Annotated in this window: 10 protein-coding genes; 4 read left to right on the top strand and 6 right to left on the bottom strand. The window is 65.6% G+C overall.

Translation table 11 applies throughout. The annotated features are described in order from the left end of the window. Nucleotides 1-6 precede the first annotated feature (6 nt). Complete coding sequence (locus OWC48_RS28490) at nt 7-1,347, bottom strand: ABC transporter substrate-binding protein (protein ID WP_282522970.1); 1,341 nt, start codon at nt 1,345-1,347, stop codon at nt 7-9. A 76-nt stretch (nt 1,348-1,423) separates the two neighbouring features. Between OWC48_RS28490 and OWC48_RS28485 the strand changes: the two genes are divergently transcribed. Together OWC48_RS28485 and OWC48_RS28480 are read left to right on the top strand one after the other, a co-directional pair. After that, a complete protein-coding gene (locus tag OWC48_RS28485; protein ID WP_282522969.1) occupies nt 1,424-2,479 on the top strand; it encodes a LacI family DNA-binding transcriptional regulator in 1,056 nt (351 codons plus the stop codon). A 36-nt stretch (nt 2,480-2,515) separates the two neighbouring features. Beyond that, nucleotides 2,516-4,666, top strand: coding sequence for an ADP-ribosylglycohydrolase family protein (locus OWC48_RS28480; protein WP_282522968.1), 2,151 nt, complete (start codon nt 2,516-2,518; stop codon nt 4,664-4,666). A gap of 6 nt (nt 4,667-4,672) precedes the next feature. On the opposite strand, the gene OWC48_RS28475 is transcribed toward OWC48_RS28480, so the two are convergent. From OWC48_RS28475 to OWC48_RS28465, 3 genes are read right to left on the bottom strand one after another with little or no spacing between them, the layout of a single operon-like run. After that, a complete protein-coding gene (locus tag OWC48_RS28475) occupies nt 4,673-5,467 on the bottom strand; it encodes an IclR family transcriptional regulator (RefSeq protein WP_282522967.1) in 795 nt (264 codons plus the stop codon). Between the two features lie 19 nt (nt 5,468-5,486). Beyond that, entirely contained in the window at nt 5,487-7,220 is a 1,734-nt protein-coding gene (locus OWC48_RS28470) for an FAD-dependent oxidoreductase (protein ID WP_282522966.1), read from the bottom strand. 7 nt (nt 7,221-7,227) lie between these two features. After that, complete coding sequence (locus OWC48_RS28465) at nt 7,228-8,442, bottom strand: ABC transporter substrate-binding protein (protein ID WP_282522965.1); 1,215 nt, start codon at nt 8,440-8,442, stop codon at nt 7,228-7,230. A gap of 371 nt (nt 8,443-8,813) precedes the next feature. Between OWC48_RS28465 and OWC48_RS28460 the strand changes: the two genes are divergently transcribed. Continuing rightward, a complete protein-coding gene (locus OWC48_RS28460) occupies nt 8,814-10,115 on the top strand; it encodes an MFS transporter (RefSeq protein ID WP_282522964.1) in 1,302 nt (433 codons plus the stop codon). 6 nt (nt 10,116-10,121) lie between these two features. Here OWC48_RS28460 and OWC48_RS28455 read toward each other — a convergent pair whose 3' ends face one another. Further along, on the bottom strand, nt 10,122-11,678 hold the full coding sequence (locus OWC48_RS28455; protein WP_282522963.1) for a hypothetical protein: 1,557 nt from the start codon (nt 11,676-11,678) through the stop codon (nt 10,122-10,124). A gap of 300 nt (nt 11,679-11,978) precedes the next feature. Between OWC48_RS28455 and OWC48_RS28450 the strand changes: the two genes are divergently transcribed. After that, nucleotides 11,979-12,395, top strand: a complete 417-nt coding sequence (locus OWC48_RS28450; RefSeq protein ID WP_282522962.1) for a hypothetical protein — start codon at nt 11,979-11,981, stop codon at nt 12,393-12,395. Nucleotides 12,396-12,405: 10 nt separating this feature from the next. Here the strand turns inward: OWC48_RS28450 and OWC48_RS28445 are convergent, their stop codons facing one another. After that, entirely contained in the window at nt 12,406-13,149 is a 744-nt protein-coding gene (locus OWC48_RS28445; RefSeq protein ID WP_282522961.1) for an IclR family transcriptional regulator, read from the bottom strand. Nucleotides 13,150-13,152: the final 3 nt, after the last annotated feature.

The raw sequence follows: 13,152 nt of genomic DNA, 5'->3' as shown, positions 1-13,152 counted from the left end.
TTGAGGTCAGGCCGTCCGCGGCGGCAGCGGCGGCACCTTGCCGTCCTTTGCTTCCTGGGCGAACAGCGTCTGCATCCGCGTCAGATACGCATCCGCCGTGATCTTGTTGAGCCAGACTTGCTCGATGCCCTCGATCAGGTAGGAGTTGGTGGCGCCGGGCCAGAACGTCCAGGTGGTGAAGCCGTACTGCCCCTTGCTGAAGGCCTCGTGCAGATTCGCAATGGTCTTCTCGAACAGGGGATAGCCGATGCCCTGCAGCATGTCCGGCGGCAGGTCCTTCACCGGCAGCGCCCACTTGCCGGGCCAATCGCGGTTCATGGTCTCGTAGAATTTGCGCGTCAGCATGAACTCGAATACGGCGGCGGCGCCCTCGGCGTTCTGCGAGGTTTTTGCGATCGACAGCGTCGCGCCGCAGGCCAGATGCACCAGCGAGCCCGAGAAGGCCGAGCCCAGCGTCGGCGTCGGCATCACGTCCATCACCGTGTCGGGCTTCGACATGCCGTAGGATTTGGTGCCGAACGACCAGGTGCCGCTGAACGCCATCGCCGCCTTGGCGTTGACGACCTGAAGGAAGCTCTGCTCGATCGTTAGCGAGAAGTAGTTCTTGCCGAAATAGCCCTTGTTGTACCAGGCTTTTGACAGCTCGACCGCCTCGACGAAAGGCGGCGCCGTCCAGGGCAGTTCGCCCGCGAGCGCCTTGCGGACATTATCGGGGCCGGCGACGTTGTTGAAGAACACCGTCATCAGCCATTCGTTGACACCCTTCCAGTCGGCATTGCCGGCGCCGAAGGGGATGATGCCCTTGGCGAGCGCGGCGTCGGCGACCTCTTCCATCTCCTGACGGTTGGTCGGCAGCTTCCAGCCGTTCTGCTTGAACAGCTCCTTGTTGTAGAACAGGTGCATCGACTCGTAGTCGCGGGGCAGGGCGTAAAGCTTGCCGCCATAGACGCTGGTGTTGAGCAGCGGTGCGAGGAAACGATCCTTCCACTTGTACTTCTCGGCGAAATCGTCGAGGGGCAGCACCTGGCCGGCATTAGCGATCGCGGTGAGATAGGCGGGGCCCGCGGTCTGCACGATGTCGGGGCCGTTGCCGGCAACGAGGGCGACCTTCAGGAGGTTGTTGACCGCCGCGCCCTTTACCTCGAGCTGGAGCAGATATTTGTCCTGCGAGGTGTTGAAGGCCTCGACCAGATCGTTGCGCAGCGCGGCCTGTCCGTCCGAATTCGCCTGGCCGAACCAGAACGTCACGACCTTGCGTCCGTCCTGAGAATAGGCGCTGCGCGGCAGGCCTGCCGCAAGGGCAGCGGCGGGAATGGAGGCAACAAGCTGGCGTCGGGTCATGGTCATGGCGAAGAACCTCGGTTTCCTCGAAGAGTAGTGACGATTGTTGATTTTGCTTTAATAATACGTATAACTAAGCGAAATGGCGACGTCAACAACGAGGACGAAGCGGGGGAAGGGGCGCGACAAAGCGGCGCCGGCCCGCCCCACGCAGAAGGATATCGCGCTCGCGGCCGGCGTTTCGCAGGCCGCGGTATCGCTCGTCCTGAACAAGGCGGAGACGCCGTCGGTCCCGCCGGCGACGCGTACGCGCATTCTCGAAGTCGCGGAGGGGCTGGGCTACCGGCCGAACCATCCGGCGCGGATGCTGCGCAGCGCGCGGACCATGACGTTCGCCTGTGTCATCCCGGATATCACCAACCCGTTCTATCCCGGTCTCGTACGCGGGTTGCAGGCGGTTGCGGCACCGGCCGGCTATGACGTGCTGATCTTCGACACGGACGGACGGCCCGAGCGCGAGGCGCGCGCCATCGACTGGCTGTTGCAGGGCCGTGCCGACGGCGTGGTCGCGACATTCTTCCACCTGCGCGCGCCGCAGCTTGCTGTGCTCGCGCGCAAGGGCATTCCGCTGGTGCGGTTGGAAAGCCAGCACAAGCCGGACGGGCCGCTCGCGATCGACAGCGTCTATATCGACAACGCGGAAGCGGCCGCCGAGATGACGCGGCTTCTAATCGCGCGCGGGCATCGCCGCATCGCCATGATCCAGGCCGAGTTCGGCCCGAGCCAGCGCCGCGCACAGGGCTACGGCGCGGTGATGCGGGAGGCGGGGCTAACGCCCGATTTCATCACCGATAGCGCCTATTCGGAGGAATCCGGCGCGCGCGCGATGAAGCGGCTGCTCGAACGCAAGGGCGAGCGCCCGACCGCTGTGTTCGGCGCCAGCGACGTCCTGGCGCTCGGCGCGATGGAAGCGGCGCGCAGCGCCGGGCTCTCGATTCCCGGTGACATCGCGATCGCCGGCTTCGACGACATTCCGGTCGCAAAGCTGCTCGGCCTCACCACGGTGCGGCAGCCGGAGTTCGACCTCGGCGCGCTCGCTGCGGAAACGCTGGTCAGGCGGTTGCAGCCGGGCGGGCTCGAGCCCCCGGGCAAGAGCCATGAATTGAAATTCGAGATCATGAAACGCTCGTCGGTCTGATCGGCGAGCCAAGCAATTGAACGTGGGAGTGAACAAGTGACCGCTATTCCTCATGACTACGCCGAGCGCGTCTATGCCGGCGTGCTCGGCAAGCTCATCGGCGTCTATCTCGGCCGGCCCTTCGAGGGCTGGACCTATGAGCGCATCATGCAGGAGCTCGGGCCGATCAATTATTACGTCAACGAGCGCCGTGACGTCGCGTTGCGCTCGCATCATCTCGTCGTCACTGACGACGACGTCTCCGGCACCTTTGCGTTTCCGCGCGCGCTCGCCGACAACGGCTATCCGAAGCGCCTGACCGCCAAGCAGGTTGGCCAAGCCTGGCTGAACTACATCGTCGAGGAGCGCGCGGTGCTGTGGTGGGGCGGCATCGGCAATTCGACCGAGCACACCGCTTATCTCCGCCTGAAGGCCGGCATCCCCGCGCCGCAGAGCGGCTCGATCGAGCTGAACGGCACGACAGTGGCCGAGCAGATCGGCGCACAGATCTTCATCGACGGCTGGGCGATGGTGAGCCCCGGCAATCCCGAGCAGGCCGCCTATCTCGCCGACCAGGCCGGGCGCGTCAGCCATGACGGCGAGTCCGTGCATGCCGCAAAGCTGCTCGCAGCGATGGAGGCGCAGGCTTTCGTCGAGCGCGACGTGCAGAAGCTGATCGACACAGGTCTTTCCTTCGTGCCGAAGGACGCGCTGATCCGGCGCGTCGTCAACGACGTCCGCGACTGGCACGCCGGCGACAACAGCAACGACTGGGAGCGGACCCGCGCGCTGATCGCCGAACGTTATGGCTACGACAAATTCCTCGGCAATTGCCACGTCGTGCCCAACCACGCGCTGATCATCCTGGCGACGCTCTACGGCGAGAACAGTTTTCAGGAGGCGATGCGCATCGCCAACACCGCGGGCTGGGACACCGACTGCAACGCCGGCAATGTCGGCTGCCTGTTCGGCATCCGCACTGGAGTGGCCGGCCTCGATGCCGGGCCGGATTTCCGCACGCCGATTGCCGACCGCATGTACATCTCGACCGCTGATGGCGGCGCTGCGATTACCGATGCGGTCATCGAGACGCAATCGCTGGTCGCGGCAGGGCTGGCGCTGGCGGGCGCGCCCGCACTGGCCGTGGCCAAGAATGGTGCGCGCTTCAATTTCAATTTCCCGGGCAGCCTGCAAGGCTTCCACGCCAAGGGTGGCGCGCCGGCGCGGCTGCACGAGGTCGGGATCAGCAACGTCGCCGGCCACAGCCGGACCGGTGAGCGCAGTCTCGCGATCGACTTCCGCCGCCTGGCGCCCGGCCGCGTCGCACGAATCGCGAGCCCCACCTTTTTCGACAAGGAGGTGTTCACCATGCCGACCTATCAGCTGGTGTCCTGTCCGACGCTGTATTCGGGCCAGCGCGTCGAATGCCGGCTGGAGTCTGAAACGGACAGTGGCACCGTCGCGGTGCGGTTGTTCGCCAGCGTCTATGACGAGCGCGACGAGCTGGTGCAGATCTATAGCGACGCGCAGGAGCTGACCGGCGGCTGCGAGGTCGTGCTGAGCTGGCAGGTACCGGAGACAGGCGCCTATCCGATCTTCGAGATCGGCGCCGAGATCGAGACGCGCGATCCGCTCGGCGCAGATGGCACGTTGTATCTGGACTATCTGACCTGGGGCGGTGCGGCCGACACCGTTCTGAAGCGGCCGGACAACAATCTCAGCACGATGTGGAAGCACGCCTGGGTCAACAATGTCAGCCAGTTCCAGACCCGCTGGGAAGGGCTGCGCGTCACCAACGGCGACGGGATCGGCTTCATCGCGCAGGGCTCGCGCGACTGGAAGGATTATCGCGTGACGTCCGAGATCATGCCGCTGCTGGCGAGCGCTTGGGGCCTCGCCGCGCGCGTACAGGGCCGCGAGCGCTATTATGCACTGATGTTCGACCGCGCCGATGGCGGCCGCGTCCGCTTGATCAAGCGCGTGCATGACGAGAACGTGCTCGCCAGTGAACGTTTTCCCTGGCAGCTTGACCGGAAGTACAAGATCGAGCTGCGTGTGTCCGGCAGCGACATCGAAGCCTATGTCGACGGCAAGAAGCTGTTCAGCGTGCAGGATGCGGACGATCTCCGCCTTAACGGCGGCGCGGTCGCGTTGGTCGTCGACAGCGGATCGATTTCTGCGGAAGAGGTGAAGATCGCGCCGCTTTAGCGGCGATCACTCCGCCGCAATCGTCATCCCATAACCCAGCCGCTTCGAGATGCCGCCGGCGCAGTCGCGCAGGGCATGGGCGATCGGGCTGTCCCAGCGCGCATCGAACGTGCCTTCAGGCCCCATCGCGGTGATCACCAGCGCGACATGGCCGGAATGGTCGAACACCGGTGCCGAGAATGCATTGACGCCGGGCAGGGGATCGCCGAGCGCGCGGGCGAGGCCGTGCTTGCGGACCTCCGTGAGCATCTCGGCGACCTTCGCGCCTTTCATCGCGCGCTTCGGATTGTAGCCGACGCCATGACGGTCGAGACCGCTTTCGAGCGCGGCGTTGATGGTCTTCTCCGGCAGGAAGGCTGCAAAGGCGCGGCCGGTCGCGGTTTCCAGCAGCGCCATCACCGAGCCGGCGCGCATCACGATGTGCACGGGCTGGCCCGGCTCTTCGAGCTGCACCACGGTCGGGCCGTGGGTGCCCCAGACCGCGAGCGAGACGGCATGGCCGATCTGGCTCGCGAGGCCTGCGATCTTCGGACGCGCGATGCGCACGCCGGAGAGACGGCGCAGGCTGATCAGGCCGAGCTCCAGCGCCAGCGCGCCGATCTCGTAGCGGCCAGTGGTCTCGTCCTGCTCGATCAGCCCGATGCGGGAGAAGCTGGCGAGATAGGGATGCGCCTTGGCCGGCGTCATGCCGGCCTCGCGCGCGAGATCGCGCAGCATCATCGGCTCGCCGCATCTCGCGAGCGCGCGGAGCAATTCTCCGCCGACCTCGATCGACTGGATGCCGCGGCTTTCTCTCTTCATGCGTCTCCTGGCGCGTGGCTTACGCCGCGTTGCGCTTGGCGGCGCTGTCGGCGAGATGACGGCCGGCAATGTAACCGAAGGTCAGCGCCGGCCCAAGCGTGATGCCGGCACCGGGATAATTGCCGCCCATGATGCTCGCCATGTCGTTGCCGGCGGCATAGAGCCCGGGAATCACCCGGCCTTCGGCGTCCAGCGCCCGCGCGTTCTCGTCGGTGACGATGCCGGCATAGGTGCCGAGATCGCCGATCACCATCTTGATGGCGTAGAACGGACCGTTCTCGATCGGCGCGATGCAGGGGTTCGGGCCGTGCATGGCGTCGCCCTGATACCGGTTATAGGCTTTTGAACCTTTGCCGAAGGCGGCGTCGTGCCCTTGCGGCGCAGTCGCATTGAATTGCTTGACCGTCTCGGTGAACGCCGTCGCATCGATGCCGGCCTTTGCCGCCAGCGCCTCCAGCGTGTCGCCGCGCATGAGATAGCCGGTATCGAGGTGATGACCGAGCGGCATCGGGAACGGCGGCACACAGCCGAGGCCGTATTTGCGTAGCGTCGGGTGATCGCAGACGAGATATGCCGCGATCTCTTCGCCGGGCTTTGCGGCCTTGATCATGGCCTGGACGAAGTCGTGATAGGAATTGCCCTCATTGGCAAAGCGCTTGCCGTCCCGCATCACCGCGATCACGCCAGGTTTGGCGCGGTCGATGAAATGCGGCATCACGCCGCTCGAACCATCCTTGCGCTTGGTCACCGATACCGGCACCCAGGCCGCCGCGTTCGGCAGGCGATCCTCGACATGTCCGCCGGCGCTTTCTGCAAGGCGCAGTCCGTCGCCGGTGTTGCCGGTCGGTCCGGGCGAATAATGCTCATGGCCGGTCGGTGCGTGTGGAAACATCTTCTTGCGGCGTTCCACGTCATGCGGGAAGCCGCCACAGGCGAGCACGACGCCCTGCCGCGCGCGGACGCGCACCTCGCGGCCTTCGCGGGTGACGATGGCGCCGGTCACCGCGCCGTTCTCGACCGTCAGCTCGCGCACCGGCGAGGACAGCCACATCGGTATCTTCAGGTCCTGCGCGGATTTTGCGAGGCGCCCGGCGAGAGCATTGCCGTTGGTCAAGGTCATGCCGCGGCCATAGCGCAGCACGTCCATCAAATGGCGCGACAGTCGCTTGGCGACATAGGCGGCCGAGGTCAGCGATTTGGTCACGCGCATGAAATGGATGATCTCCTTGCCGGAGCCGAGCATCATGCCGAACACGGTCAGCTCAGGCAGCGGCATGCCCAGCGTCTTGATCTGGTCGCCGAGCTCGCGGCCGTCGAACGGGCGCGTCACCATGGAGCGGCCGCCCTGCGCCCCGCCCGGCGCTTCGGCGTGATAGTCGGGAAACACCAGCGGCATGTCGAAGCGCAGCGCGGTCCTGGTGGTGAAGAAGTCGACCGCCTCCGGACCCGCACTCAGGAATGCATCGACCCGCGCGGCGTCAAAGTTGTTGCCGGCCTCATGGCGCAAGTACGTGCGGGCTTGCTCCGGCGTCTCCTCGATTCCGTAGGCCTTCGCCAGCGAGGTGCCGGGGATCCAGAGCCAGCCGCCGGAGCGCGCGGTGGTGCCGCCGAAGCGCGGCTCCTTCTCGACGATCAGCACGTCGAGGCCGCGATATCTAGCGGTGATCGCGGCCGACATGCCGGAGGCACCCGATCCGGCCACGAGCACATCGCACTCGTAAGTCTCAATTGCGTTGCGCTCGTTGCCGGTCATGCGGGCCTCATTTCTCCAGCAGCGGACATTTGGATTCGGAGACCGGGCGGAAGGCGTCCTCGCCCTTCACGGTCTTGACGATCTCCAGATAGTCCCACGGCTCCTTGGACTGCTCGGGCGATTTCACCTTGGCGAGATACATGTCGCGGATGACGCGGCCGTCCTCGCGCAATTTGCCGCCATGGACGAAGGTATCCTCGATCGGCAGCTCGCGCATCTTGGCCATCACCTTGGCGGGATCGTCGGTGCCGGCGGCCTTGATGCCTTTCAGATAATGCAGCACCGAACCGTAGACGCCGGTCTGGATCATGGTCGGCATCACCTTGGTGCGCTCGTAGAATTTCCTGGACCAGGCGCGGGTCGCCTCGTCCATGTTCCAGTACGACGCCGTCGTCATGTAGGTGCCCTGCGCGGCCTTGAGGCCGACCGCATGCACGTCGGTGTCGAACATCAGGAGGCCGACGAGCTTCTGGCCGCCCTGGACCAGGCCGAACTCGCCGGACTGCTTGATCGCGTTGTCGGTGTCCTGGCCCGCATTGGCGAAGGCGACCACGTCGGATTTCGAGCTCTGCGCCTGGAGCGCAAAGGAGGAGAAGTCGGCTGTGTTGGTCGGATGCTTCACGCCGCCGAGCACCTTGCCACCCATCTCGTTGATGAACCGCGTGGCGTCCTTCTCGAGCTGCTGGCCGAAGGCGTAGTCCGCGGTGATGAAGTACCAGGACTTGCCGCCTTCCTTGATCACGGCGGAGGCCGTCACCTTGGACAGCGCGTAGGTATCGTAGGTGAAGTGCACGGTGTTCGGGCTGCACAGCTCGTCGGTCAGCGAGCTCGCCCCGGGGCCGGAGAGCAGCGCGATCTTGTTGCGCTCGCGCACCATGTTGTGCACGGCGATCGCGATGCCGGAGTTGGGGATGTCGACGACGGCGTCGACCTTGCCGTTGTCGAACCAGCCGCGCACGATCTGCACGCCGACATCGGTCTTCATCTGGTGGTCGGCGCTGATGATCTCGATCGGCTTGCCGAGCACGGTCAGCCCGAACTCCTCCACCGCCATCTTGGCCGCCTCGACCGATCCCGGCCCGCTGTTGTCGCGGCCCCAGCTCGACAGATCCGTCAGCACGCCGATCCGCACCGCGTCATCGGAGACTTGCGCGCTAGCGACCGTGGTCATGGCAGCCGAAGTCATGGCCGCAAGCATGGTGCAGGCCAAAAGCCCTCTCATCGTCGATCCCTCTCTTATTGGCCGCTTGGCGCGGCTGGTTATTCTGGGGGCAAATTAGATATTATCGAATGAGTTTGTCAATGGCTAATAAGAGGGGTCGATGAGTTCCATGATCGCCCGGGAGACATTGCCGGAGGCGTGCGCGCAACTGCCGCCACACCCGTCATTGCGAGCGCAGCGAAGCAATCCAGACTTTCTCCGCGGAGGCAGCCTGGATTGCTTCGTCGCAAGAGCTCCTCGCAATGACGGAGTGCGGGAGCAGCGACGCGCAAAATCTCGCATTGTAATCCCGCACAGAGATCACACCTCCGCAGGTTGCAACCGTCCACACGATTAGCCATGATGCGCTCCGGAATCTTTTGGGGCAGGGCATGACGGCAGCAACGGGAGTCTCCGCGGCGGCGGAGAAATCGACGACGGCGCATGTGGTGTGGGCAAGCGCGCTCGGCACCGCGATCGAGTGGTACGATTTCCTGATCTACGGCACGGCAGCTGCACTTGTCTTCAACAAGCTGTTCTTTCCGAGCTTCGATCCCTTCGTCGGAACGCTGGTGGCGTTCTCGACCTATGCGGTCGGCTTCGTGGCGCGTCCGATCGGCGGCGCGATCATCGGGCATTACGGCGACCGGCTCGGGCGCAAGACCATGCTGGTCGCGACCATGATCGCGATGGGGCTCGGCACCTTTCTGATCGGCTGCCTGCCGACTTACAGCCAGATCGGCGTCTGGGCGCCGATCCTGCTTATCATCCTGCGCTTCGTCCAGGGCATCGGGCTCGGGGGCGAATGGAGCGGCGCGGTCGTGATGGTGATCGAGCACGCCGGTGATCGCCGCGGCTTCTACGGCAGCCTGGTCCAGATCGGCTTTCCGGTCGGCGTCGCCGCCTCGACCGGCATCTTCGGCCTGATGACGCAACTGCCCGAGGCCGACTTTCTGAGCTGGGGCTGGCGCGTGCCGTTCCTGATCAGCATCCTGCTCGTCGGGGTCGGCCTCATCGTGCGGCTCAAGCTCGCGGAGACGCCGCACTTCAAGGAAGTGGTGGAGCGCAAGGAAGTGCTGGCGCAGCCGGTGCTGGAGGTGCTGCGCCGCGACTGGCGCAGTTTTCTGCTCGCGATCGGCATCACGGTGTCGGAGGTCGGGCTCGCCTATCTCCTCACCGTCTTCACCGTGGTCTATGCGACGACGAAACACGGCTTGCCTCGCCAGGTGATCCTGAACGCGGTGGTCTATGCCGCGATCGTCGAGTTCGCGACGCTGCCGCTCGCGGGCTGGCTCTCCGACATCTTCGGCCGCAAGGCGCTGTACCTCGCCGGCGGGGTGTTCTCGGTGGCGCTGGCGTTTCCGCTGTTCTGGTTCCTCGACACCAGGGAGCCGGCGCTGATCATTTTCGCGCTCGTCGTCACGATGACGCTGACGCACGCGCTGCTGTTCGGGCCGAAGGCGGCGTTCATGCCGGAGCTGTTCCGCACCCAGGTGCGCTACAGTGGTGCATCGCTCGGCGCCAACGTCGCGGCTGCGCTCAGCGGCGGCTTCTCGCCGCTGATTGCGACCGCACTGCTCGCGTGGGCCGGCTCGTCCTGGGCGGTGTCGGTCTACATCATCGCGCTGTCGGTCATCACGATCATCGCGACGCTGATGGCGCCGGAGACGGCGCGCGACGCGCTCAAGTCGTAAGCGCGGTCACCGGCAGGCGGGATTTGCTGCGTCCGGAAACGCCAGGAAGGTGACGGTCGCCGGCACAAGCCGGATCGCTCCCGCAGGTGTTGCGCGCGGCTCAAGTCGGGGCAATTCGTCATCGGCACTCAGCGCGAGCGTCTTGCCGTTCAGCTGAATTGTCGCGTCTTGCAGCCGCGTCGCATGGATCGTGTAACGCTCGGCGGGGTGTGACAGCGTCAGGGTCGATGATGCGTGCCGCGACGCGTTGATTGCGAGCACGGACACGGCGCCCCGCATGCCCGGATGGCAATGCGCGTAGAGATGGAGATCTGGCGCGGCGGCCGGGTTCGCGTCGAGCACGATCGTTCCCATCAGCCCATGCCAGAGCAGCGCAGCCCAGTAGCTCGGCCGCGGACGGAACGTTCCCTCGTCGAGCAGGCCGTAGTCGCTGGCGGCCAGCGTGTTGTGCATCACCACCTGGACGCCGGCCCTCGCCAGGCGTCCGTGCTGGTCGAGATAGCGGAATGTGTCGAGAAACGTCTTGTCCGATGGATTGCCGCCACAGGCGGCATTTGCCGTCTCCGTCAGCCAGATCGGCTTGCCCGGCTCGAATGCGTCGCGCAGGGCCCGGTAGGTCGCGAATGTCGCGTCGGTGCGTGCCAGCCAGTCCGCGGAGAGCGCCTGCGCCGGATCGTCGCGGCCGCCGCAGCGCGGCGAGAGCGTGTTGTAGTGATGATAGGAGAAGCGATCGATGCCGCGGGCGGATGCGACGAGCAGATCGCGCGTGGTGATGCCAGACCCGGATGGCGACGGCGCGTCGCCGGCTGAGCCCGGACCGGCGATCAGCGTCTCCGGCGCCGCGCGTTGCATCCATTCGCGAAAAATCCTGAAGTCGCGCCCATAAGCCTTCGCATCATATCCCGGCGGCGCGCCGTTCGTCGCCGCAAGCGTCGGCTCGTTCATGAATTCCGCCGCCGCGATGTGGCTACCCAGCGAACGCGTCGTGTCGATCAGGCGCTGCGCCTGATCGGTCTTCCACGCGCCATCCGCATCGCGGCTGCCCGGACTGATCGCGAAGGAGGTGACGATCTCGGCGTCGACTGCGCGCGCGAAGTCGATCACGCCACGCCACTGTTGACGGCTGAGCACAGAGTCGAATCCCGGCGGGGGCTTGGCCGGTGCATGGTCCGTGTCGGCAAAGAACGTGGCATTGGCCCAGGTGCCGCTCACGCGCAGATAGGCCGGCGCCAAAGCGGCGGCGAGCTTGCGCAGCCGCGCATTGGCAAGATCGATCGGCGGCCTCTCGCCGTAACGATCCCGCTCATCGAGCGCGCGCATTGTTCGCGGATAGGGCTTCCAGAACCGGCCGCCGGTCACCTCCACCATCTCGATATTGTAGGATTGAAAGCGCGTATCGATCGTGCCGATCGCCTTCAGCTCGGCGGGTGCGATGGAGGCGCCGCCGGCGTGCACCGCAAACGTCGCGGCACCGAACAACGCAATCGTCGTCACGCCTGCTGTGAGAGCCAGCCCGCGCCATCGAAGCCATTGCCTTGTACACACGTCCTGACGCCTTCTCATGCGGCACTGCCGAAAGCAGGTGCCGATTTTACATCGAAAAATCGCGCCCATGGACCTCGTGGGCAATCGCCAAGGCGGACGGTACGTTCGGCCGCGCGTTCGACGGGAACAGTTTTACGGGCGACAAGGTCGCGCCGAGGCGACGCTATTGCGCCGGTCGGCCTGCGCTGGAACCCCGACTGGCGGCGGGGGTCTTCGAATTGCCGGAGTTCCATCGGCCATTGCCCCGTGTTGGGCAACGAACAAACCTCGTGCGGCCATATTTGAGTAAGAGTGATCTCCCGAGAGGGAGGCGCTCCGATGAAGAAAGCTTTGATCACTGCGGTCGTGCTGCTGGCTGGCGTGCCTGCGAGCGCCGTTGCGCAGGAGCGCGCTGGTGCTGCGGCGATAGGCGCCGTGTCCGGGGCCGTCGTGCTTGGTCCGGTCGGTGCGGTCGCGGGTGCAGTGATTGGCTATACCGCCGGTCCTTCAATCGCGAGGTCATGGGGCGTGAGAGGTTCGCGGTCGGCAAGACATCAGCAGCCGCCACGCCGCGAGGCCTACCGCGCAGCCGCGACCGGCGCTCCGCCGCGCGCACGTGAGGCGATGAATGCCAACGGCCAGATCAGAGCTGCCAGCAATCCGCCGGCTCAAGCCGCGCCCCCGGTGCAGCCAGTTCAAGCTGCCCCGGCTCCGCCGGCGGAGACTTCGACCCCGCCCGTTCAGGGACTCGAATGAGGCTCCGGCTTTAGGCCGCGGTTGTCTTCGGCCGCAGCCGGTCGACGGTCCGTGCGATCAGCGCGGCCACCTCCGGCACTTTTGGACCAATGCGAAATTCCGGCCCTGCGACGACGACGGAGAGCCGGCGATCACCGATCGGCAACGGGATCGCCGCGCCGGCGAGGTCGCGGCTGTAATCGGCGAAGCTCTGGCAATAGCCGCGCGCGATCGAATTGCGCAGCTCGAGCTCGACGGCCTCGATGCTGATCGGCGTCGACGGGCCGTATTGCTTGAACTCGATCTTGCGATAGACGGAGTCGCGCTCGTCCTGCGAATATTGCAGCAGCAGGGCGCGGCCGCTGGCGGTGGCGTGGATCGGCACGCGGTGGCCGATGGTCGCGAAATAGCGGATCGCGGCCTGGGATTCGACGACGTCGATGAACACCGCCATCACACCGGCCGGCGCCACGATGGATGCGGTCTCGCCGGTCTCGGCGGAGAGATCTGCGATCAGCTGATGCGTCCACGGTGGCAGCGGCTCGACCTCGGAGATCATCCGCGCCATCGCCAGCCAGCGCGGCGTCGGATAGAAGCCGGCGCGCGGCCGCGGCTCATAGAGGTAGCCCTTCTCGGAGAGCGTCGCGAGCAGGTTGAAGGTCGACGAGCGCGGCCAGCCGAAATGATCGGCGATCTCGGCAAGCGTTGCCGGTTTCCTCGTTTGCGCGAAGAATTCCATGATCTCCAGGACGTTTGCGGCTTGGCGAACGATCATGGT

The organism is Bradyrhizobium sp. Arg816 (genome assembly GCF_029989365.1).
Classification (GTDB): domain Bacteria; phylum Pseudomonadota; class Alphaproteobacteria; order Rhizobiales; family Xanthobacteraceae; genus Bradyrhizobium.
This window is presented reverse-complemented; position numbering and strand designations above follow the sequence as displayed.

Excerpts from the sequence above, each read along its gene's own strand:
- OWC48_RS28490 (WP_282522970.1), bottom strand. The coding sequence starts at position 1,347 with ATGACCATGACCCGACGCCAGCTTGTTGCCTCCATTCCCGCCGCTGCC.
- OWC48_RS28485 (WP_282522969.1), top strand. The coding sequence starts at position 1,424 with ATGGCGACGTCAACAACGAGGACGAAGCGGGGGAAGGGGCGCGACAAA.
- OWC48_RS28475 (WP_282522967.1), bottom strand. The coding sequence starts at position 5,467 with ATGAAGAGAGAAAGCCGCGGCATCCAGTCGATCGAGGTCGGCGGAGAA.
- OWC48_RS28470 (WP_282522966.1), bottom strand. The coding sequence starts at position 7,220 with ATGACCGGCAACGAGCGCAACGCAATTGAGACTTACGAGTGCGATGTG.
- OWC48_RS28465 (WP_282522965.1), bottom strand. The coding sequence starts at position 8,442 with ATGAGAGGGCTTTTGGCCTGCACCATGCTTGCGGCCATGACTTCGGCT.
- OWC48_RS28460 (WP_282522964.1), top strand. The coding sequence starts at position 8,814 with ATGACGGCAGCAACGGGAGTCTCCGCGGCGGCGGAGAAATCGACGACG.
- OWC48_RS28455 (WP_282522963.1), bottom strand. The coding sequence starts at position 11,678 with ATGAGAAGGCGTCAGGACGTGTGTACAAGGCAATGGCTTCGATGGCGC.
- OWC48_RS28450 (WP_282522962.1), top strand. The coding sequence starts at position 11,979 with ATGAAGAAAGCTTTGATCACTGCGGTCGTGCTGCTGGCTGGCGTGCCT.
- OWC48_RS28445 (WP_282522961.1), bottom strand. The coding sequence starts at position 13,149 with ATGATCGTTCGCCAAGCCGCAAACGTCCTGGAGATCATGGAATTCTTC.